We start from the raw sequence: 20,966 nt of genomic DNA on the forward strand, positions 1-20,966 counted from the left end.
GGGAGCATGAGCGTGAGTCAGGGCCCGCTTCGAGGGCTGAGCGTGTCGGCGGAACGGCGACGTGTCGCAATCGTCGGCGTCGGGGCTACACAACAGGGTGAACTGCCTGGACGCTCGGCGAACGCGATCGCGGTCGATGCGATAGAACTCGCCCTCGCCGATGCCGGGCTACGCAAAGCTGACGTGGATGGCCTCATTACGTGCCGTAATCTGCAGGCGCACGTTGGTATCGACGAACAGGTCGGCGAAATGCTTGGCATCAATCCGCGGTATGGTGCGACGCTTGACTACGGCACGGGTAACTTCTCACTTCATCTCGCCGCGATGACTATCGCCACGGGGTTCGCGGAGACCATTGTCCTGGCCTATGGGACAAACCAACGCTCCGCGAAGGCGAACTTCGGAATCGCAGTGGGCGGGGGCGCCGAGATGGCATCGGTATCGGGTGTTGTCCATGTCGCCGGGCGTGCTGCACTCGCATTCCGACGTCACCAGCATCTGTATGGCACCACCGAAGAGCAACTGGGCTGGGTCGCCGTTGCGCAACGCGAATGGGCTCAGAACAATCCCCTCGCGATTTTCAAGCAGCCTCTCACCATCGAGGAGTACCTTGCGAGCCCTCCTATGGTCGGGCCGCTACGGCGCGCTGACCTCACGATGATCTCGGATGGCGGCGCCGCACTCATCATGACGACCGCGGAGAGAGCACGGGATCTTCAGCGGCAGCCGGTCTTTGTCGACGGGATGGCGCAGATGACCGCATTTCGCGCGGACCATGACCCTGACGGTCTACTGCGGCCGTGGCTCGGTGTCCTCGCCGACGAGCTCTGGAGCAAGAGCGGCTATCGCCCCGATGACGTGGATGCGCTCTATATCCAGGATGCAACATCAGTATGGGTTCTGCAGATGCTCGAATGGTACGGTTTCGCGCCGCTCGGCGAGGGGGGACGGTTTCTGGCCGAGGGACGCACCCGCCCCGGAGGCTCCCTTCCGGTCAACACAAATGGTGGACAGCTCTCTGAGAGCTACATGTGGGGATGGCTCCATCTTGTGGAGGCGGTCAGGCAGTTGCGCGGTGAGGCTGGGCCTCGCCAAGTTGCCGGTGCCGAGGTTGCGCTCGACGTGTCCTCACACGACTTCTTGAAGGGAGCGGCGTCGATTCTGACGACGCGATCATGACCTATTCCGGTCTCCTCCCCGATGTCGACAACGCGCTCACCGCGCCCTTCTGGGCAGCAGTGAGACGTGAACAGCTCGTGGCACAACAGTGCGTGCGATGCAGTAGCTTCCGATGGTCCCCGAGCGAAGTCTGCCCCGAGTGCCTCTGCTCTGAGACACAGTGGACAGGCCTCGCGGGTACGGCATCCGTCTGGAGTTATGCGGTCTATCGGAGGGCAATGCATCCCGCGTTCGCCGAGCGCGTGCCCTATACAGTCGCCATGCTCGAATTGCCGGAAGGAATTCGCATGCTCGGCATGATTCAGACCTCGACAGGCGACGCGGAACAAGACGGCGAGGTCCGCATCGGTGACCAAGTGCGCGTCACGTTCTTGCACGCGACCGACGAGGTCACCCTTGTCCGTTGGATCCCAGAAGCTTGAATTCGCTCGCGAAGGAGACAAATGACTGAGCATGCAGCGACCCGATTAGGGCCGCTTTCTCACCTTACGGTGCTGGATCTCACGCAGCACCTTTCGGGACCTTTCGCGACGCAGATCCTCGGCGATCTCGGAGCTCGCGTGATCAAGGTCGAGCCGCCTTCGGGTGACCCGACACGACGTATAGGCCCATATTTCGAGGATGGAGACAGCGACTACTACCACAGTGTGAATCGCAACAAAGAGAGTGTCGTGATCGACCTCAAAGCGCCGGGCGGGCGAGATACACTCCTGGCGCTAGCCGCGAACGCGGATGTCCTGGTCGAAAACTTTCGTCCAGACACACTGAAGCGCCTGGGTATCGAACGCGAGCTTCTTCTCGAGGCAAATCCACGCATGGTTCTCTGCTCGATAACAGGCTTCGGACAGGATGGTCCGTACCGGCTGCTTCCTGCTTTTGACATCATCGTGCAGGGCATATCAGGCGGCATGTCATTGACTGGTGAGCCCGAGGGCAAGCCCGTGCGCTCTGGACTCCCGATCGGAGACGTCACGGCCGGCATGTACGGCGTCATCGGGATCCTCGCTGGGCTATCCGAGGTGGCCCGCACAGGGGTCGGAACAGTGGTCGACGTCGCGATGCTCGACACGCAAGTGTCCTTGCTGTCGTATGTTGCGGCGTACTACCTCGCTTCGGGAGCGGTTCCCGGACGGCAGGGCCGCGACCACATGAGCATTCCGACATATCGTGCGTTCGAATGCAAAGACGGACGTGAAGTCGTCGTAGCTGCGAATACCGAGGCATTCTGGCCCGGTCTTGCCCGTGCCCTGGGCTGCCCAGCCCTCGTCCATGACGACCGGTTCCTGGACAACGACCTGCGCCGGACACACCGGACCGAACTCGCTTCCATTATGGAGTCGGCGGCCGCGCAAATGGAAGCAGCTGAATTCATCGAACGGTTGCGCGTCGAGGGCGTGCCCGGGGCACCAATTAATTCTGTTTCCGAAGCGCTCGTTGACCCCCAGGTCACTGCGCGGAACATGGTGATCGACCTGGTGGGGCGAGGCGACTCCATTCGGACGGTGGGTAACCCCGTGAAAATGCCCGGCCTGCGATCCAAAGCCGTGGCGCCTCCCCATTTAGGAGCAGATACCGAGGCCGTACTCAGCGAGCTCGCGCAGCTCAGTAGCCGTGAGATCGCGGAGCTCGCAGCAGTTGGCGTTATTCCCACGCAGGAGAGCGGCACGGAATCGTTGCCTTATGCCTGAGGGCGCGCGAGGAGCGTCAAACCCGGGATGCCATCCATCGTGCAGCTGTCAGCCGCGCGCTCGCGAACAGGCCCGCAAGCACGCTCACGCATCCCGCCGTGGCATCATCCTGCTGTTTCTTGGACTCATCCTCGCGATGCTCCTCGCGGGGCTCAGTCAGACCGCGCTGAGCGCGGCGATGCCGACGATGGTCGGCGAGCTCGGTGGCGTCGACCAGATGCTCTGGGTCATGACGGCGTACATCCTCGCATCGACGATCATGATGCCGATCTACGGCAAGATGTGCGACCTAATCGGCCGCAAGGCCCCCCTAATCGCAGCGATCGTGGTCTTCATGGTGGGCTCGGTCGTCGGCGCACTCGCCCCTGACATGGGCATCCTCATCGTGGGCCGCGTCGTGCAGGGCATCGGCGGCGGCGGCCTGATCATCCTGTCGCAAACGATCATCGCCGCCGTCGTCCCGGCGCGCGAGCGCGGCAAATACATGGGCATCATGGGCGCGGTGTTCGCCGTGTCGTCCGTCGCGGGTCCGCTGCTAGGCGGGTGGCTCACAGAGCAGGTCGACTGGCGCTGGGCGTTCTGGATGAATGTACCGCTCGGCCTCCTCGCCCTCGCTGCGGCGATCTGGCTGCTGCATCTGCCGAAGGGCAGCAACTCTAAGCCGAAGATCGACGTGCTCGGCGTGATGACGATGGCCGGCGCCACCACGTCTCTCATTCTCGTGGCGTCGTGGGGCGGCAACGACTACGCCTGGAACTCCCCGGTCATCCTGTGCCTCATCGCGGCGACCGTGATCCTGGCGGCGTTGTTCGTCTTCGTCGAGCGCCGGGCCGCCGAGCCCGTCATCCCGCCGGCGTTGTTCCACGACCGCAACTTCAACCTCACGACGGCAGCCGCGCTGCTGGTGGGAGCGATGATGTTCGGCGTGAACGGATACCTCCCCACCTATCTGCAGATGACTCTCGGGGCGGATGCCACGATGGCCGGCATTCTCATGGTGCCGATGATGGGCGCGATGCTCGTCTCCTCGGTCGGCAGCGGCTGGCTCGTCAGCGCGTACGGCCGCTATAAATGGATGCCCATCGCGGGGACGGCGCTGATCGCGGGCGCGCTCGCATTGCTGGGCATGCTCACTCCCGAGACCCCGCTGTGGCTGTTTTGCAGCTACCTCGGAATGATGGGCATCGGGCTTGGTATCAACATGCAGATCCTCGTGCTTATCGTGCAGAACTCTTTCCCCGACCGGGTCGTGGGCACGGCGACGGCGGGCAACAACTTTTTCCGGCAGATCGGTGCTTCGCTCGGCAGTGCTGTCATCGGGAGCCTGTTCGCGTTGCGGCTCGTGGCCATTATCGGCGAACGGCTCCCCACTGGTGCGTCGGCCCAGATCGGCGACATCAGCTCACTCACGCCGCACCGCGTGCTCTCACTCCCCAACCGGCTGCACTCGATCGTCGCGCACGGCTACAGCGACGCGCTCGCTCCGCTGTTCCTCGGGATGGTGCCGCTCGCAGTGATCGCGATGGTTCTCCTCTGTTTCGTCAAGGAGGTTCCGCTCAAGACCACGATCGAGCGCGACATCCTGCCCGATGCGATCAGTGAGGGTCAGCTCATAATCGAGCATAACGGGGGCGCGGGCGAGGCCGCCGGACCTCACCCTTCGGCCCGGCGATGGAGGCGAGTCAGCGACGATCCAGGATCTGGTCGTGCAGCCCCCAGCGGACGCCCGACCGGGTTGACGCCGACGATCTGACACAACTGTCACCCCTCCTCGGTTCGCGCTGACGAGCTCGGAGTTCAAATCCCTCCGTCTCCGCCATATTCCGCCGGGTTTTGACGTCGTTCTGAGGCGTGATCTCGCGCCCAGTAGCGCTGCAGCGACTCGGCTACCTACCCCCCGCGTGATCAGGGCGTCTCAACGTCTTCCCACGAGCTTGCGCAGGCCTTCTTCGTGCACCCAGGAATCAAGCGTCGTGACGGCAGTAAGGGAAGGCGAACGCGGCAGCAGGAGGTCTCCGGAGACATTGAATCCCACGAGAGCAGCGTCATCATCCTCCACGACGTAACGCGGGTCATTGTCGAACCGCAGAACACGGTTCACGAAATCCGGGAGCAGCATCTGCTCCGGGCCGCCCACGTCTACAGCACCGGCGAGCGGCCTCCCCATCGCCAACTCCACGAGCGCGTCAGCGACATCGGAGGCAGCCACAGGCTGTACCGGCTTCGGTGGGAGGTGGACGCTGTCCTCGGTCGTGTTCCACTCGGCGATCCTGCGCGCGAAGTCGTAGAACTGAGTGGATCTCAGGATGGAGTACGGGGTCGGTCCCGACTGGACCGCCTGTTCCTGCACCCCCTTGGCAGCGAAGTATCCCTCTTCGTCCGCCTGGTCCGCGCCCACGATGGAGAGGACCACATGGTGCTTCACTCCGGCTCTCTCCTCGGCGGCCCGTAGGTGGCTCGTTGTTGCTTCGAAGAACGCACGCGCGGCGCGACCCGAGAGATCGGGTGAATTCGTCACATCGATCACGGCGTCGGCGTGCTCGAGCGCGGCATCCAGACCCCGACCCGTTCTCGCGTCCACACCGCTCGCCGGCGAAGCCACGACGACGGCTTGGGCTCGCCGCTCCAGCCTGTCAACGACCTTCCGGCCCACTTGGCCGGTCCCGCCCAACACAACGATCCGCATTCTGGCTCGCTCCGTTCTGGACGCAGCACGTGTTCATGCGGATGGCGTCCTCGAAGTACAGACCGGAGAACAGCACGCTTTGTGACGGCGAGAGCAGCGGCTCCGGCAGGCGCCGATGAAGGACCTCGCGCGATCTCGTCTGCCTAGCCGGTGCCCATCGAGACGACCGCTGAGGTGAGAATCTCCACTAGAAGTGCCGCGTGCTCGCCACCTGGGTCGAGGTCGGGGTCGAAGACGGTGACCGACATGCCGGCGGCTTTCGGCGCGAGGGCCGTGATGAGTTCGATGAGCTGGTCGGGGTTCAGGCCTCCAGCGGCCGGGCTGTCCACTGCGGGCATCCATGCCGGGTCGAGAACATCCACGTCCAGCTGAATCCAGTAACCCGAGGGGCCCGACACCCGCGCGATGCTCGTGGCAACGTTGGTCATCCCGAGATCCATCGCCTGTCGAGCCGGCATGACAGCGCCGAGCACGGAACTGGCTTCGTCGAGATGCTCGTCGTCGTCGCGGCATCCCACCTGCGCCACCTTCGCGGCGCGGAAGTATGGGCCGTAACCATCGATGTCGGCGAGCGCGGGCCAATGAAGCCCCACGCTTGCGGCGAGGTCCTCTCCGGCGACACTCGCGCACAGTCGGCTGTTGCCTGGATGTCGGAAGTCGGTGTGGCCATCGATATGGATGAGTCCGGCGTCGGACAACCGGGCCATGGCGAGCCCGACTCCGAGGAGGAGACTGCAATCTCCGCCGATCACGAACGGATGATGCCCCTCATCCACGATGGACCCGAGGCGCCGGGCGAGTCGGCGCGCGTGGTCCACGATCGCCGCCTGGTTGCGCACCTGCTCTTGAGGGCGCCGGCCATCGTCGTTGACGTAACGGCCCGGGAGAACCACCCCGGCATCTACTGCGCCGTGCGCGAGCAAACGCCGGTGAAGACCCGCGTCGCGCAGGGCTTCTGGCGCCTTGCCCGCGCCAGGAACGCCTCCCGGCTCCGGCGGGCGAAGCCCGAGATTCGTGGGGGACGAGAGCAACGCGATTGTCATGAGTACGGCTCCAGTTCCGGTGCGTCCGTCACTGGCGGGAGGCGCCGACTTCGAGGATGAAGTCCTTCATGAGGGCGGCGCACTCGGCGGAATGCGTTTCGAGCAGAAGGTGGCCCGCGTCGAAGAGGTGCATGTCGAGGCGTTCCAGCTCTCGGTGATATGCCAGCACCTCCTCGATCTCGAAGAAGACGTCGTGGCGCCCCCAGAGCAGCAATGCGGGTGGTTGATGCCGCTCGTGGAACTCCGAGATCCGGGAGAACTCCGCGACGTGGTTCGCGTAGTCCATCGCGATGCGGAACTGAACCTGGACGCCGCCCGGCCGGTTCATTCGTTCCCAGTCGGTGTGCCACCCTTCCGGCGCGATGAGCGGCTGGAGCCGGTCCGGCACGCTGAGGTATTGAGCCCGAGTGCCTGCGAAATTGAGATACTCGGGCATCTGCGCCCGACGCTCGGGTGTCGGATCCGCCCAGTACGCCCGGACGGTGTCCCACGCCTCGCCAAGACCCTCTTCGTGCGCGTTGCCGTTCTGGATGATGAGCCCGAGGACGCGATCCGGCTCTGCCAGTGCCAGGCGATACGCGATCGGCGCGCCGAAGTCATGCACGTAGAGGAAGAACCGCGAGAGACCTAGCTGGCGGGTGAACGCATCGATCGTCTGCGCCAGGTTCTCGAAGGTGTGGTCGTAGTCGCGCGGCACCTCCGTGAGCCCGAATCCGGGCAGGTCTGGCGCGATGACGTAAGCAACCTCGGCGAGTGGCGTCATGACATCTCGAAAAGAATGCGAGGAACTCGGGAAGCCGTGGAGCAGCAGCAGCGCGGGAGCGTCCGGAGTTCCCGCTTCGCGATAGAACACACGAGAGCCTTGGATCTCGATGAAGCGGTGCTTGGTCTTCCTGACGGTTCTCATCGGTGCTCCTTCCGCTGATGGTCCGATCGTCGCAGATGCCGATTCCCGGGTCGACTGTCATCCCGGCGGCCACCGGTCGATGGTGCGTGCGACGTCGGCACAGACGACATCCACGATGGAGGTGGACTCTGCTCAGCGATCTCAACCACCGCGTTACAACGGCCCGGCAACTCCATCGACCGCGCGGCCGGTCGTCGCCCGTCGTCCGATCGTGCGGGTGATCGGAAGCACGAGAAGTCCGACCACCGCCAATGTTGCTGCAACGATGAGCAGCGCGCCTCCCGTGACCATCGAGCCTCCGACGGCAAGAGCAGTCGGGGCGACCGCAGCAAGCGCCACGACGAGGCCGAGTAGCGTGCCGGTGGTGGCGAGGACCGCGGTCTCGGACGCCAGCACCTGCGCAACCTGCCGACGTGTAGCGCCGGTCAGGCGCAGGAGCGCGAGTTCCCGTCGTCGCGCCAGGATCGTGACGGTCAGTGTGTTGATGACGGCGATCGCGGCATACGCGATCGTGATCGCCACCATCAGGCTGTTGATGATCGTCTGAACCCCCAGCCCTGCGGCGGCCATGCCTGCGATGGTGCGCGCGTCGCCGATGTGAACGCCTGCCGAACGTGAGAACTCCGTGCGGAGCGCCTCCTGCAGCTCACTCTCCGAAACGCCGTCCGCCGCCCTCACGAGCACGGTCGATGCTTCGCGAGGCGTGGTGTGGGGGGCGAGCAGGTCGGTGGGCATCAGGATCCGCTCGTATCCGACGCGGTCCGGATATGTCGCTACGAGCCGCAACGTGTCGGCTGAGCCATCACCGAAGCGGAAGAGCACGTAGTCGCCGATCGACAGGCCGAGTTCCTCGGCATTCCTGGTCGGCAACGCGATCGACGCGCCGGTGAGATCCGCGAACGTGCCCTGCTCCGCGCTGAAGGTCGTCACCTCGGCAGTCGTCAAGCCGGTCACGCTCCAGGGGCGGTCCGGGTGAGAGGCGTCGTAGGGCTTCTCGATCCATCCGCCGCTCAGGACGACGGGCCCAGCGGCTCGTGCGGCATCCAGCCAGCCCGCCTGCTCGGCGACTCGTTCCGCTTGTCCGGGGGCCTGGATGACCGCGTCGGCGCGGAATGGAGCAACTGCGGCTGCGAGCGCGGCCTCGCGTTGGATCTCCTGCGAGGCGAGGTTGCCCACCCCGATGCCCACGACGAGCGCGATGCATGCCGTGACAGTGCTGAGTTGCCCCGACCTCAGGCGCAGGCTGTCGGACGTCACGACGCCCAGGGGACCTGATACCGATCGCACGATCGGGCGCAGCAGCGCGTTTCCCACCCGCAGCCACATGGGGGCGAGGAGGGCCGCAGAGATGCTTCCGGCGAGGACCGCCGGTCCGCTCGTGGCGGTCACAAGGGCAGGCGGCAGAAGGGACGTGATGATCGCGAGTGCGATCGCCCCCAACCCGAAGATCACGCCGAAGATCCATCTCGTCACGCCGACGCGCACCTTCGGGACGGCTGCTTCTTGCAGCGCGTCGACGGCGCGTGACCTTCGAGCGCTGCGCGAGGCGGCTGCTGTGGCGAGGAACAGGACGAGCAGTGGCGCGATGGCTGCGATCGCGACCGGGATGACCCCCACCTCGAGCTGCAGGATCGGAGGGAACAGGCCGACTGCGGACACGACCGCGAACACGCTGGCCGTGACCGGGTATCCGAGCAGCACGCCGATGCCGATGCCGGCGACGCCGATCACCATGGTCTCGATCATGATCACTCGGCGGGCCTGCTTCCCGGTCGCGCCCGTTGCGCGGAGAAGACTGATCTCGCGCGACCGCTGACGCACCGATAGCGAGACGGTGCCTGACACGATGGTTGCAAGGACCACCAGCACGATGCCGGCGAAGACCGCGCCTGTGACGATGGCCGGGATGCGGGAGGCAGACACCGCGGGATTCTCCGCCGCGCCACGGCCATCGCCTTCGAGAACGACCACATCGGCAACCGACGCGTGAATGGCTTCACGGACCTCGGCGCGATGCGCTCCGGCGGCCGGATCCACGGCGATTGCGTCGACCGACCCCGATCCGCTCGCCTTGGCCGCCGCTTCATCCGAGATGAAGACAGTCTCCGGCGATTGAGCGTCGCCGAGGATGCCGACGATACGCCGCTCTTGCTCCTCACCGCCGATCGTGATGGTCACGGCGTCACCTTCCGTCAGCGAATACGCCTCTGCCAGCGAGGCGCTGAGAGCGACTGCTCCGGCGTCTCGAGGCAACTCGCCCGACCGCGTCTCGTACGGCCCGGCGGCGACCGACGAAGCGTTCTGCACGACGACCGGCGCCAGGTCGTCTTCGTGACGCATCTGCCCTTGGATCAGATAGACGGGGATTGCGCTCTCGACTCCCTCGATGTCATCGAGCGTGGAGGCAGCCGCAACGTCGATCCGGTGCCTCTCCGGAAAGGGTCGGTAGTCGGTGGTCCGCTCACCCTCGGCTGTCAGCATCACGTAGTCGGGGCTTCCGATGACGATCATCTCCGCACCGGAGAGGCGGTCGGCGGGAGCGGTCAGCCGAATGCCGGTCTCGAAGAACCCGCCCGCCGTCATCACGAGCGCCGCGCCCAAGGCGGTGGAGATGAAGACGGCCACGAAAGCCGCCAGACGGTACCGGATGCTGCTGAGAGCGATGGCCCACATCAGTGCACCGCCATGTTGCTTGCGACCCGAGTCAATGCCGCCGACACGGTCTCGGGTGTCGGCGCCTCGAGCGAGGTGGCGATGTGGCCGTCGACAACCATCACGACACGGTCGGCGTACGACGCGGCGATGGGATCGTGGGTCGTCATCAGGATCGCCTGTCCGTGCTGTGTGACGGATTCGCGCATGAGACGGAGAACGCTCGCTGCGGTAGCCGTGTCGAGCGCTCCGGTGGGCTCGTCGGCGAACAGCACCTCCGCGCGGCCGGCGAGAGCGCGGGCGATCGCGACCCGCTGCTGCTGTCCGCCGGACAGCTCACCGGGGCGGTGATCTGCGCGGTCCCCCAGTCCGACCCGTTGAATGGCGTTGAGGACGGCGGCATCGTCTGCCCGCCTGCCGGCCAGGATCATCGGCAACGCTACGTTGCGCTTCACCGTGAGCGCGGGCATGAGGTTGAAGGACTGGAAGATGAAGGCCGCGTGCTCCCGGCGATACTCGGTGAGTCTGTCGTCCGACATACCGCTCAGATCCCGCCCAGCCAGGAGTACCTGCCCCGAGGTGGGGACGTCGAGCCCTGCGGCACAGTGCAGCAAGGTGCTCTTGCCTGAGCCCGACGGTCCCATGATGGCGGTGAACGAACCGCGCGGGACCTCGAGCGAGACACCTCTCAGAGCCTCGACCGTCCGGGCACCGGAGTTGTACGTCTTGCTGACATCTCTGAGCGCGATCGCCGCGGCGCCCGCCTCCGTGGGATCTTCCACTCTTTTCCTACTCACTGATCCTCGTCTCTATATTGTGTGACCCATGCACAATATCGAGACCCGGGCGCTCGAGGAGGGGGGCTAACCCCCGATTCGCGTCTCGGCGATCGGAGGAGCGTGGTTACATCATTAGGTGCCGCAGTCGGAAGCCGCAGGATCAGCAGAAATGCTGCCCCCCGCTCTTCGCCGAGCCTGGGGTGCCCGCCCACCAAAGGGCACGCGGGGGAGACGCGCCTCGCTGGACATCGACACGATCGTCTTGCGCGCCGTCGAGCTCGCAGACGAGGGCGGCGTCAGCGCGCTGTCACTGGTGCGTTTGGCAGAGGTGCTGAATGTCACGCCGAACGCCCTCTATCGCTATCTCGATTCCCGCGAAGAACTCGACATACTCCTTCGTGAGTATGCTCTCGCGGACCCGCCGTCCGCGGCTCGCATCGACGACTGGCAGGTTGCGACCCGCGATTGGGCGCATCGGCTTCGCGCGCGATACCTTGCTCACCCGTGGCTGGCCGATCTCACGTTGACGGTGCCGATCACTCCGAACGCCCTGGGCTGGCTCGAAGCGTTGCTCTCCAGGCTGGAAGGAAGCTCACTAGGCGCCGCCGAGACGATCCGGGCGGCCACACTCCTGGACGGGTACATCCGGGCGCAGTTCATTTCTCAGCGAGACGTTCGAGCATGGGGAGAGAGCTCTTCATCGGAGGGCGGCGACCTGACCGGGCAAGTCTCGCCGCTCCTCGATGCGCGGGGGTACGGCCGCGTAGCGGCGCTGTTCCGTGGCGGCGTCTATCGGGAACCGACGAAGGAGGTTCACGACCGCGACTTCGAGTTCGGCCTTGATCGGATCTTGCTGGGTCTTTCCTCCGCCGAAGGTCTGCGGGATCACTCGCCCGTGAGGTCCCGCGGAGCGCGCCCGCGCGGCTGAGACGGCGGCGCGCTGGGGTCGGGCAGCGCCGGGGTCGGCAGCTCGAGCGGAACGCCCGCCTCGACGGTGTGCAGCACACCGAAGTGGCGCAGGTCGAGCGGGTCGCCGGCTGAGAGTCGGTAGGTGGTCGCATCCGGTTCCACGTCCACGCGCAGCGTGCGACCCTCGACCAGGATGCCGAATGACAGGCCCGACATCGGCGGAGTCAGCCGCGGCGCGAACTGCAGGTCGCCCTCGCCGTCTCGCATTCCCCCGAACCCGCAGACCAACGCGTTCCACACGCCCGCGAGCGCCGCGATGTGCAGCCCATCGTCGACGTTGTCGTGTAGGTCGTCGAGATCGATCGTCGCCGCCTCCATGAGGTAGTCCATCGCCAGCCTGAGGTGGCCGACCCGCGCCGCCACGACCGACTGCGGGGAGGCCGACAGCGACGAGTCGCGCACGGTCAGCTCCTCGTAGTAAGCGAACGCCCGCGCTGTCTCGTCCGACGTGAACGCTTCCGGCACGAACTGGAGCGCGAGCACCAGGTCGGCCTGCTTCACGACCCGCTTGCGATACAGGTCGAATTACGGGAAGTGGCTGTGCAGCGGGTACTGCGCGGTGGTCGTGGCGTCGAAGTCCCAGCGCTCCTGCTGGGTGAACCCCGCCGACTGCTGGTGCACGCCGCGCTCGGCGTCGAACGGGATGTGCATCGCCGACGCCGCAGTCTCCCACCGTGCCACCTCTTCATCCGCGACGCCCAGGGCACGGGACTGCTCCGGATGCCGCCGCGCCGCCGCCCCCGCGGCGCGGAAGTTCTTCTGCGCCATGAGGTTGGTGAACACGTTGTCGTCGACGAGCGCCGAGTATTCGTCGGGGCCGGTGACGCCGTCGATGTGGAACGCGCCGCGGTCGTCCCAGCGGCCAAGGGCGACCCACAGGCGAGCCGTCTCGACGAGGATCTCGGTGCCGTAGTCGCGCTCGAATTCGGCGTCGCCGGTCGCCGCCACGTAACGGACCACCGCCGCCGCGACGTCGGCGTTGATGTGGAATGCGATGGTTCCAGCCGGCCAGTAGCCCGAGCATTCCCTGCCGTCGATCGTCCGCCAGGGGAAGGCGGCACCCGCCAGATGCAGCTGCTCCGCCCGCCGGCGCGCATGGCCGAGCGTCGCGTGCCGCCACAGAAGGGCGTCGCGCGCGGCCCCGGGTGCGGTGTAGATGAGGACCGGCAAGACGAAGGCATCGGCATCCCAGAAGGTGTGCCCTTCGTAGCCCGCTCCCGTGAGCCCTTTGCCAGGAATCGATCGCACCTCGGCGCGTGCCGCCGATTGCAGCACCTGGAACATGGCGAAGCGCACGCTCTGCTGCAGCCGTGCAGAGCCCCCGATCCTGACGTCGGCGCGGGACCAGAACTCGTCGAGATACTCCCGCTGCTTCTGTGCGATGCCCTCCCAGCCCAGGCGCATCGCCGCCTCGACGGCGGCTTCGGCGCGATCGCGGAGCGCGGCATCCGCCAGCGAGTCGGACCATTCGTGGCCGACGAACTTCGTGAGACGGATGCTGCCGCCGGCGCCGAGCCGTGTGTTCACGGTCGTGCGGGCGAGATCGGGCGACGTCTCGCTCTTCACGCCGGCGTCGCGCGCTCCCGCGATCTGGTGATCGACGGCCACGGCGACGGAGATCCCGCTCCGCTGGGTGCGGTGCAGCAGGGTGGCACGGGTTCCGCCGGCGAAATGCTCGACGGAAGCGAGCGGCCGACGCAGAGGCTCCATCACGCGAGGATCGGGGTGGACGTCGGGCAGCGGCTCGTTTGCGACGATCTCGGAGAGCAGCGTCACCTCGACCGGCGCGTCGATCGCGGTGACCTCGTAGTCGACGGCGGCCACCGATCGGTGGGCGAGCGACACGAGGCGCGACGAGGTGATCCGCACCGTGCGTCCGGCCGGGGAGGTCCAATCCACGACGCGGCGCAGGACGCCGGCACGGAAGTCGAGGAACTGCTTGTGGGTCCGCAGCCTTCCGGTCCGGATGTCGAAGGGCTCGTCGTCGACCAGCAACCGGATGATCTTGCCGTCCGGCACGTTGATCACCGTCTGACCCTGGTCGGGATAGCCGTAACCGTCCTCGGCGTACGGCATCGGGTGCTCCTCGAACACTCCGTTGAGGTACGTACCCGCGGCGCCGCAAGGATCGCCTTCGTCCAGGGTTCCGCGCCAGCCGAGGTGGCCGTTCGAGAGCGCCAAGACCGACTCGCGGTGTGACTGCCCCGCCTCCTCCCAGGCCGACCAGCCGATGCCCCACTCCACGACGTCGAAACCCTGCCCTCGCCTCATCCCTGATGGCTCCCCTTCGTTCGATGTCGTGTACGCTACGGCGTCCCTCCCACGCCTGCTCGGGGGTTGACAGGGTTGTGGCATGACGGCGATAGCGCACGGAGCGCCCACGCGTCAGTCCCGCAGCGAGACTCGCCCCGTTCAGTGCGCGCATCGCCGGGTTACGCTTCACAGGACGTCGCCCAGCGAGGCACAGTGGAGCGCATGGCTATTCCGATCATCGAGCAATCCACCCTCGGCGGCGACTTCGAGGGACTCGCGCACGGTTCCGAGGTCTCCTTCTTCCTGGAGCGCATCGAGCGTGAAGGTGCAGGCCCGCGGCTGCATCGCCATCCGTACAGCGAGACGTTCGTGATCCGGTCCGGGGCGGCACGCTTCACGGTCGGCGACGAGCACGTCGTGGCGAGCGGAGGGCAGATCCTCGTCGTTCCGGCGCTGGTGCCGCACCGGTTCGCTGTGGTCGGCTCCGAGGTCTACGAGGCGATCCACATCCACGCGAGCGAGCGCTTCATCACCGAGTGGCTCGAGTAGCACTCCATCACCGCCCGTTGGCCACCCGCCTACGTGGGGGACGCGGGTGCAGTGTTGGTTGACGTTGAGAAACCGCATAGAGGTTGAGAAACCACGCCGCGCGCGGAGGCTCATCCTACGTGTGGTTTCTCAACCTCAGGTCTTGGCGCGGGACGCTCGGGGCGCGCAAGCGCGGGGCAGAATCGATGCATGAGTACGTGGGACGGTTCCCTCGCCGGTGTTGTCACGCTGCCGGACGGTCGCCTGGTCCGGGGCCGCGGGCTGAGGGGCGCCGTCGCCGAGGAGGAGAGTGCCCCTGAGTTCGGGGTCTACCTCACCGCCAAGCCGCATACCGAGCTGGGGTGGGAGTCACGATGGGTGTGCTGGCCAGACTTCCGTCTTCCCCGGTCCCCGGACGAGGCCATACTCGCGCTCGAGGAAGCCCACGAACTGTCGGCGCGGGTGAAGGTGGAGGTCGCCTGCGACGGAGGCACGGGCCGAACCGGGTCGGCTCTGGCGATCCTCGCGCGTCTTGCCGGCGTTCCGCCACAGGATGCCGTCGCCTGGGTGCGAGCGCACTACAGGCCGAGTGCGGTGGAGACTCCATGGCAGCGTCGTTTCGTGCGACGAGTCGACCTCGCCCGCTGAAGGCTCCTGCAAGCGCGGGTTCGTCAGGTCAGCGATTCACGTCGCCTCGTCCGCGCAGAATCAGCGCTCGCCCTCGTGGTCGGTGACCCGCCAGTAGTAGCCGCTCGGGTCGAGCAGGCGGAAGTCCGTGAGGCCCCAGGGTCGCGCGGTCAGATCCTCGTCGAGCGGCCACCCGGAGTCGAGGACTCGTGCCCGTGCCGCCTCGAGATCGTCGACCTCGAGCACGAGCTCCACTCCCGTCGGGGGCCGTCTGCTCGCGGCGTCACCGGGTGCGCGGCGCGCAGCGCCGACGCGCACGTCCCCGAGCCGGAGCGAGACGTATTGAGACGCTGCTCCTCGCTCGTCGCGCAGGAGCGTGAACCCGAGAACCCTGCTGTAGAAGTCGACCGTCGCATCGAGGTCGTCCGGGAAGATCTCGATGCGCAGACCACTCATGGGTGTTCATCTCCATAGCCTTGCCGACAGTCCGCGCGCTGCGCCCGACCTGCCCGGATCTTCCGAAACTAGCGGTACTTCGCCATCGTGAGCTGGTTGGTCCGGCTGTATCCCGCGAGCTTGCGGGGCCGAAGCGTCCGCTCGACGGCGATCGTGACCACCATGTCGGGCTCGTAGGCGATACGCATGCCGGCCTGCCGCATCGCCAGGGTCACATCCAAGTCCTCGCTGATCGCGCGGTCGCCGGTCGTGACGACATCGCGGATGCCGGCCCACGCGGCCCGACGCACCGCCATGTTGTGTCCATACATCACCGGTCCGCTGCCGATCATGACCTCGTGGACGGCGCGGAAGAGTCCGTAGACGCCGCGACCGACCACGCGGTCATCCGTCGAGAGCCTCGTGAAGCCCGCCGGCCCGGTGAGACCGGCCAGCCCGGGGTCAGACGCGAACGCGTGCCGGATCGCTCGCGCCCAGAGGGGCGTCACGAGTGTGTCGGCGTCGATCCGGGCGATCATGTGCGAGGTCGCGGCGTCCATGCCGGCGTTGCGCGCGTACGTGATGCCCAGCCGGCGCTCGGTCACGACCTTCACGCCGGCCCACGAGCGCGCGACTGCCTCGGTCTCGTCCGTCGAGTCGTTGTCGACCACGATGATCTCGTCGACGGGGTCGATCTGACCGGTCAGAGCGCGCAGGCACGCGCCGAGCATCCTCGCCTCATTTCGCGCCGGGATGACGACGCTCAGGCTCAGCCGTTCACCGATCACGCGACCGACGCTACGCAGCCGACGCCCGGTGTGGAGACCGTTGACGGTGACGGATGCGTCGAGTACATCTCGCCGGCGAACGTCGACGATTCGCTCAACGACCGCCGTCGAGCCGGTGCCCTTGCACCGCGTCGTACGTTCGCCGCAGCAGGTCGCCGACCCGGTCGATCTGGCCCTGCAGCAGCCGCACGACGAGGAAGTCGACGATCGCCATCTGTGCGAGCCGGCTCGACATCGCACCGGTACGGTAGCGCGACTCGCGCGCGCTCGTCACGAGCAGATGATCCGCGAGCTCCGAGAGTGGGGAGTCGGGGTAGTTCGTGATGGCGACCGTCGTGGCGCCGCGGTCGCGCGCGAGACGGAGGATCTGGTTCGCTTCGAGCGTCTGTCCGGAGTGCGAGACGGCGATCGCGAGGTCGCCAGGACCTGTCAGCGCGGTCGAGGTCAGCGCGAGGTGGGCATCCGACCAGCAGAAGCTGGGGACGCCGATGCGATGGAGCTTCAGGTGCAGATCCTGGGCTGTGAGCCCGCTCGACGCCGCGCCGAAGACCTCGATGCGATTCGCGGTGCTGATCGCGCCGACGACGGCGTCGAGCGCGTCGAGGTCGAGGCTGCGAGCCGTCTCCTCGATGGCGCGCGCCTCTTGATACGCGACCTTCGTGACGACATCCAGCGCGGAATCACCTGCGTCGATCTCGGCGTCGTCCACGCGGAACAGTTCGCGCGCGGCCTGTTCGCGGCTGTGGGCTGCCGCGATCGCGATCCGGAACTCCTTGTAGCCGCCGAACCCGACCGCCCGGCAGAAGCGTGCGACCGAAGTGGGGGAGGTCTCGGCGAGCTCGGCCAGTCGGGTGATGGTCGACTCGACGACGATCGACGGTCGGTCGATCACCATCTGGGCGATGCGGTTCTCAGCTTTCGACAGCGACGGCATCCGCTGGCGCAGCGAGACGAAGACGTCGGTCATGGGTGCACTCCCAGCGCTGCAGCAGCATCGGCGACCCGGCGTCGCATCGCCTGGATCGGCTCCTTCGAACCTCGCAGTGGATGCACCCGGTTGCTGACGAATACTACCGAGCGGTGGCCACCGGCCTCCGTTGCGACAGCAGTGCCCGTGAACCCGGTGTGCCCGACGGCAGGGGAGCGCAGACCACGCATCCACTCCTCGTCGATGCGTGGCCCGAGCGCCTGACGATAGTCATCGCCGGCGATCGCCGAGGACGTGGTCATCGCACGCACGACGGCCGGGGCGAGGGCGCTCTCGCCGGGGGGAACGCGCAGCGCCTCCGCCAGTTTCAGCAGGTCGCGAGCGGTGCCGAACAGGCCGGCATTGCCTGCCACGCCGCCCAGTGCCCATGCCGTCTCGTCGTGCACCTCGCCGTGTACGAGCCCTCGTCCGGGCTGGTACTCCGTCGCGGCGATCCGAACCTGCAGCTCGGCGGCAGGGCGGTAGCCGGTGTCGTGCATTCCGAGTGGCTCGAGCACGTGGCGCGCCGCCAGGACGTCGAGGGATGCCGCGCCCAGCGTCTCGGCGGCCAGACCTGCCCAGATGTACCCGACACAGGAATAGCGATGAAAGCGACCGGGTCGGTCGACCGGCCGAGCTCCTGCGCGGAAGCGCACCGCGCCGGGATCGGGCGCCCGGTCGAGCCATTCAGCAGGGAAGCCGGCGGTGTGACCGAGCAGGTCTGCGACCGTGATCGCCTGCAGGCCCGGATCGCGGAACTCCGGCAGGATCTCCGCCACGGGGATCGACGCATCTGCACCGCCCCCGTCGAGCAGCGTGAGCACGGTCGCGGCCGTCACGAGCTTCGTGACCGAGGCGAGGTCGAATCGGGTGGCCACGTCGATCGGCGAGCCCGGCTCGGCCGCAGGTTCGCGGGGCGCATCCCAGACCCTGGTCCGCCCCACCGCGTGCTCGACGACGATCTCGCCGTCCACGGCGATGGCCACGGCAGCTGCACCGTACATGTCTCGAGATGCGCCCGATTCGAGGAGGTCGGCGAGGTCGGTACGACGCCCGTCCGGCTGATCCGTCTCGTCGAAATCGAGCATGTGAAAAAAATAACCGAACAACTTCACAATTGCGACAGTTTTGTCCATACTGGGTTCTCGACCACTCGAAGACGTGAAGGACGTACCCGGCCGATGCCCCCGCAACCATTCCTGCTCGATCGCTCCGACGGCGATGACCGGGTGCTGTCCCCGACCGAGGCGCGCCTCGAGGCGTCGACCGATCTGGACGCGCTGGACAGCGTCGAGGTGCTGCGGTTGCTCAACGCGCAAGACCGCGTGGCCGTCGATGCCGTCGACGCCGTACTGCCGCAGCTCGCACATCTGGTCGATATCGCTGCCGAACGATTCCGTCGCGGTGGGGTCATCCACTACTTCGGAGCCGGGACGTCCGGCCGGCTGGGCGTCCTGGATGCCGCCGAGCTCCTGCCGACGTTCAATCTCGAACCCGGCCGGGTCGTGGGGCACATCGCCGGTGGGGAACGGGCGCTCGTGAACGCCGTCGAGGACGCCGAGGACTCCGATGCCGACGGCCGCGCCGATGCCGCGCGGCTCGGCCCCGACGACGTCGCCATCGGACTGGCCGCGAGCGGCAACACCCCGTACGTGGGCGGTGCCTTGGCCACCGCGCGGAAGGCCGGCGCCTACACAGTGCTGATCTCGAGCAATCCGCATGCCGCGCTCGCGCCACTGGCCGACACGAACATCGTCCTCGAGACCGGCGCGGAGGTGCTCACCGGGTCGACGCGATTGAAGGCAGCCACTGCGGAGAAGCTCGTCCTCAACGGATTCTCCACCGCGCTCATGGTCGCCGTCGGACGGACCTGGTCGAACCTCATGGTCTCGGTCGTCGCGACGAACGCCAAGCTTCGTCGCCGCACCGTGAGGATTCTCCAGGAGGCCGCCGGCCTCGACGAGAACGCGGCACGTACGGTTCTTGCGGCCGCCGACGGCGAACTCAAGACGGCGATCGTCTCAGCGCTGGCCGGTACAGATGCGAGCACCTCGCGCCGGCTGCTCGACGACCACGACGGATCCGTGCGCGCGGCGCTGGCCGCGGCATCCGATATCCACGTCCACAGCGTCGACGCAACACCACAGCAGTCCACCCACACCGAAGGAGAATCACAATGAGGCGACGCATCCTCACCACCGCCGCGCTCGTCGCCGGCTTCACTGTCGCGCTCAGCGCGTGCGCGCCGAGCGCGAACAGCGGCGACCAGGAGGGGTCCGACGAAGAGGTCACCCTCAAGGTCTGGTCGTGGCGCACCGAAGACGTCGAGGCGTACAACAAGATCTTCGACGTGTTCGAAGAGGAGCACCCCGGCATCACGGTCGAGTTCGAGGCGTTCCAGAACACCGAGTACAACCAGATCCTCACCACCGGCCTCGCCGGAAGTGACGGACCCGACGTGCCGATGGTCCGCGCGTACGGTCAGCTGCAGCCGAACATCGAGGCCGGGCAGCTCGAGCCCATCGACGGCGAGGTCGAAGGACTCGACGACATCGCCGAAGGCGTCCTGGCGGGAGCCAAGGGCAAGTCCGACGGCAAGACGTATGCCGTGCCGCTGGCGACGCAGACGCTGCAGATGTTCTACAACAAGCAGATCTTCGAAGAGCAGGATCTTGAGGTCCCGACGACCTGGGACGAGTTCATCGACGTCAACGAGAAGCTCCTCGCCGCGGGGATCACGCCCATGGCACTCGGCGCGAAGGACGACTGGATCCTGCCCATCTTCGCCGACATCATCGGCAGCGCCCGCTACGGCGGTTCGGAGTTCGAGCAGAAGGTGCTCTCGGGCGAGACCGACTTCACCGACCCCGACTACGTCGCGTCGCTGGAGCTGATCACCGACCTGCAGAAGTATCTGACCCCCGATGTGGTCGGCGTCAGCTACACCGACAGCCAGATCCAGTTCTCGTCGGGCCAGGCTGCTCAGTTCCCGGGCGGTTCGTTCGAGATCGCCACCTTCCGCAACCAGGCTCCGGAGATGGAGCTCGGTTCGTACCAGGTGCCGCTTCCGGAAGGGGCTGTACTCGATGCGCCGGTGTCGCCGGCGTACGCCGACGGCAACTTCGCGGTCAACTCCAAGTCCGAGAACAAGGAAGCCGCCTTCGAGCTGCTGAACTGGCTCGCGACTCCCGAGTTCGGGCAGCTCGTGGCCGACGAGCTCAACCAGTTCTCGGCGATCCCCGGCGTGACCTACTCGGACGAGGTGATGCAGGAGGCGTGGGACAACTACGAGAAGGGTCAGGCCCCGTACCTGCTCCTGGTCGACTTCCGCTATGGTGAGCCGCTCGGGACCGCCGTCCTCGGCACCGAGATCCAGAAGATGTTCCTCGGCGAGATCGACGCCGCGGGCGCCGCGGCGGCGTTGCAGGCCGGCATCTCGCAGTGGTTCACTCCCGGCGAGTGACG

General features: G+C 66.7%; 19 protein-coding genes and 1 pseudogene. 9 read left to right on the plus strand and 11 right to left on the minus strand.

Features of this window, described 5'->3' with window-relative positions:
• Positions 1-6: 6 nt before the first annotated feature.
• From ACLKM7_RS19555 to ACLKM7_RS19570, 4 genes are all read left to right on the plus strand, one after another.
• Positions 7-1,179 carry a thiolase C-terminal domain-containing protein gene (locus tag ACLKM7_RS19555; protein WP_436448974.1) on the plus strand — a complete coding sequence of 391 codons (1,173 nt, stop codon included), beginning with the start codon at positions 7-9 and terminating at the stop codon, positions 1,177-1,179.
• Positions 1,176-1,601 carry a Zn-ribbon domain-containing OB-fold protein gene (locus ACLKM7_RS19560; RefSeq protein ID WP_436448975.1) on the plus strand — a complete coding sequence of 142 codons (426 nt, stop codon included), beginning with the start codon at positions 1,176-1,178 and terminating at the stop codon, positions 1,599-1,601. Before ACLKM7_RS19555 ends, ACLKM7_RS19560 begins: the two co-directional genes overlap by 4 nt.
• Before the next feature lie 21 nt (positions 1,602-1,622).
• Positions 1,623-2,867, plus strand: coding sequence for a CaiB/BaiF CoA transferase family protein (locus ACLKM7_RS19565; protein WP_436448976.1), 1,245 nt, complete (start codon positions 1,623-1,625; stop codon positions 2,865-2,867).
• Between the two features lie 136 nt (positions 2,868-3,003).
• The gene (locus ACLKM7_RS19570) at positions 3,004-4,620 is read left to right on the plus strand and encodes an MDR family MFS transporter (RefSeq protein ID WP_436448977.1); all 1,617 of its coding nucleotides are present in this window, start codon (positions 3,004-3,006) and stop codon (positions 4,618-4,620) included.
• 162 nt (positions 4,621-4,782) lie between these two features.
• Here ACLKM7_RS19570 and ACLKM7_RS19575 read toward each other — a convergent pair whose 3' ends face one another.
• From ACLKM7_RS19575 to ACLKM7_RS19595, 5 genes are all read right to left on the minus strand, one after another.
• Positions 4,783-5,553 (minus strand): SDR family oxidoreductase, encoded by a 771-nt coding sequence (locus tag ACLKM7_RS19575; RefSeq protein ID WP_436448978.1) that lies wholly within the window; start codon positions 5,551-5,553, stop codon positions 4,783-4,785.
• Positions 5,554-5,696: 143 nt separating this feature from the next.
• A complete protein-coding gene (locus ACLKM7_RS19580) occupies positions 5,697-6,596 on the minus strand; it encodes an arginase family protein (protein ID WP_436448979.1) in 900 nt (299 codons plus the stop codon).
• Between the two features lie 28 nt (positions 6,597-6,624).
• Positions 6,625-7,503, minus strand: a complete 879-nt coding sequence (locus ACLKM7_RS19585) for an alpha/beta fold hydrolase (RefSeq protein WP_436448980.1) — start codon at positions 7,501-7,503, stop codon at positions 6,625-6,627.
• A 153-nt stretch (positions 7,504-7,656) separates the two neighbouring features.
• Entirely contained in the window at positions 7,657-10,176 is a 2,520-nt protein-coding gene (locus ACLKM7_RS19590; protein ID WP_436448981.1) for an FtsX-like permease family protein, read from the minus strand.
• The gene (locus ACLKM7_RS19595) at positions 10,176-10,937 is read right to left on the minus strand and encodes an ABC transporter ATP-binding protein (RefSeq protein ID WP_436448982.1); all 762 of its coding nucleotides are present in this window, start codon (positions 10,935-10,937) and stop codon (positions 10,176-10,178) included. Before ACLKM7_RS19595 ends, ACLKM7_RS19590 begins: the two co-directional genes overlap by 1 nt.
• Before the next feature lie 259 nt (positions 10,938-11,196).
• Between ACLKM7_RS19595 and ACLKM7_RS19600 the strand changes: the two genes are divergently transcribed.
• Positions 11,197-11,862 (plus strand): TetR/AcrR family transcriptional regulator C-terminal domain-containing protein, encoded by a 666-nt coding sequence (locus tag ACLKM7_RS19600; RefSeq protein ID WP_436448983.1) that lies wholly within the window; start codon positions 11,197-11,199, stop codon positions 11,860-11,862.
• Here ACLKM7_RS19600 and ACLKM7_RS19605 read toward each other — a convergent pair.
• On the minus strand, positions 11,820-12,110 hold the full coding sequence (locus ACLKM7_RS19605; protein WP_436449001.1) for a glycosyl hydrolase family 65 protein: 291 nt from the start codon (positions 12,108-12,110) through the stop codon (positions 11,820-11,822). The genes ACLKM7_RS19600 and ACLKM7_RS19605 overlap by 43 nt on opposite strands.
• 36 nt (positions 12,111-12,146) lie before the next feature.
• Positions 12,147-14,258, minus strand: a pseudogene (locus tag ACLKM7_RS19610) (glycoside hydrolase family 65 protein); the annotation flags it as partial.
• Positions 14,259-14,378: 120 nt separating this feature from the next.
• Here ACLKM7_RS19610 and ACLKM7_RS19615 point away from each other — a divergent pair.
• On the plus strand, positions 14,379-14,705 hold the full coding sequence (locus tag ACLKM7_RS19615) for a cupin domain-containing protein (protein WP_436448984.1): 327 nt from the start codon (positions 14,379-14,381) through the stop codon (positions 14,703-14,705).
• A 189-nt stretch (positions 14,706-14,894) separates the two neighbouring features.
• A complete protein-coding gene (locus ACLKM7_RS19620; protein ID WP_436448985.1) occupies positions 14,895-15,332 on the plus strand; it encodes a protein-tyrosine phosphatase family protein in 438 nt (145 codons plus the stop codon).
• Between the two features lie 60 nt (positions 15,333-15,392).
• Here ACLKM7_RS19620 and ACLKM7_RS19625 read toward each other — a convergent pair whose 3' ends face one another.
• The 4 genes from ACLKM7_RS19625 to ACLKM7_RS19640 form a co-directional block, all read right to left on the minus strand.
• Positions 15,393-15,767 carry a VOC family protein gene (locus ACLKM7_RS19625; RefSeq protein WP_436448986.1) on the minus strand — a complete coding sequence of 125 codons (375 nt, stop codon included), beginning with the start codon at positions 15,765-15,767 and terminating at the stop codon, positions 15,393-15,395.
• Between the two features lie 68 nt (positions 15,768-15,835).
• On the minus strand, positions 15,836-16,534 hold the full coding sequence (locus ACLKM7_RS19630; protein WP_436448987.1) for a glycosyltransferase: 699 nt from the start codon (positions 16,532-16,534) through the stop codon (positions 15,836-15,838).
• Between the two features lie 94 nt (positions 16,535-16,628).
• A complete protein-coding gene (locus tag ACLKM7_RS19635) occupies positions 16,629-17,501 on the minus strand; it encodes a MurR/RpiR family transcriptional regulator (protein WP_436448988.1) in 873 nt (290 codons plus the stop codon).
• On the minus strand, positions 17,498-18,589 hold the full coding sequence (locus ACLKM7_RS19640) for a serine hydrolase domain-containing protein (protein WP_436448989.1): 1,092 nt from the start codon (positions 18,587-18,589) through the stop codon (positions 17,498-17,500). Before ACLKM7_RS19640 ends, ACLKM7_RS19635 begins: the two co-directional genes overlap by 4 nt.
• A gap of 93 nt (positions 18,590-18,682) precedes the next feature.
• Between ACLKM7_RS19640 and murQ the strand changes: the two genes are divergently transcribed.
• Together murQ and ACLKM7_RS19650 are read left to right on the plus strand one after the other, a co-directional pair.
• Positions 18,683-19,681: an N-acetylmuramic acid 6-phosphate etherase gene (gene murQ / locus ACLKM7_RS19645; RefSeq protein ID WP_436448990.1), complete on the plus strand. Its 999-nt coding sequence runs from the start codon at positions 18,683-18,685 to the stop codon at positions 19,679-19,681.
• Complete coding sequence (locus ACLKM7_RS19650; RefSeq protein WP_436448991.1) at positions 19,678-20,964, plus strand: ABC transporter substrate-binding protein; 1,287 nt, start codon at positions 19,678-19,680, stop codon at positions 20,962-20,964. Before murQ ends, ACLKM7_RS19650 begins: the two co-directional genes overlap by 4 nt.
• Positions 20,965-20,966 lie beyond the last annotated feature (2 nt).

The organism is Microbacterium sp. I2 (assembly GCF_051364985.1).
In the GTDB taxonomy this organism is placed as follows: domain Bacteria; phylum Actinomycetota; class Actinomycetes; order Actinomycetales; family Microbacteriaceae; genus Microbacterium.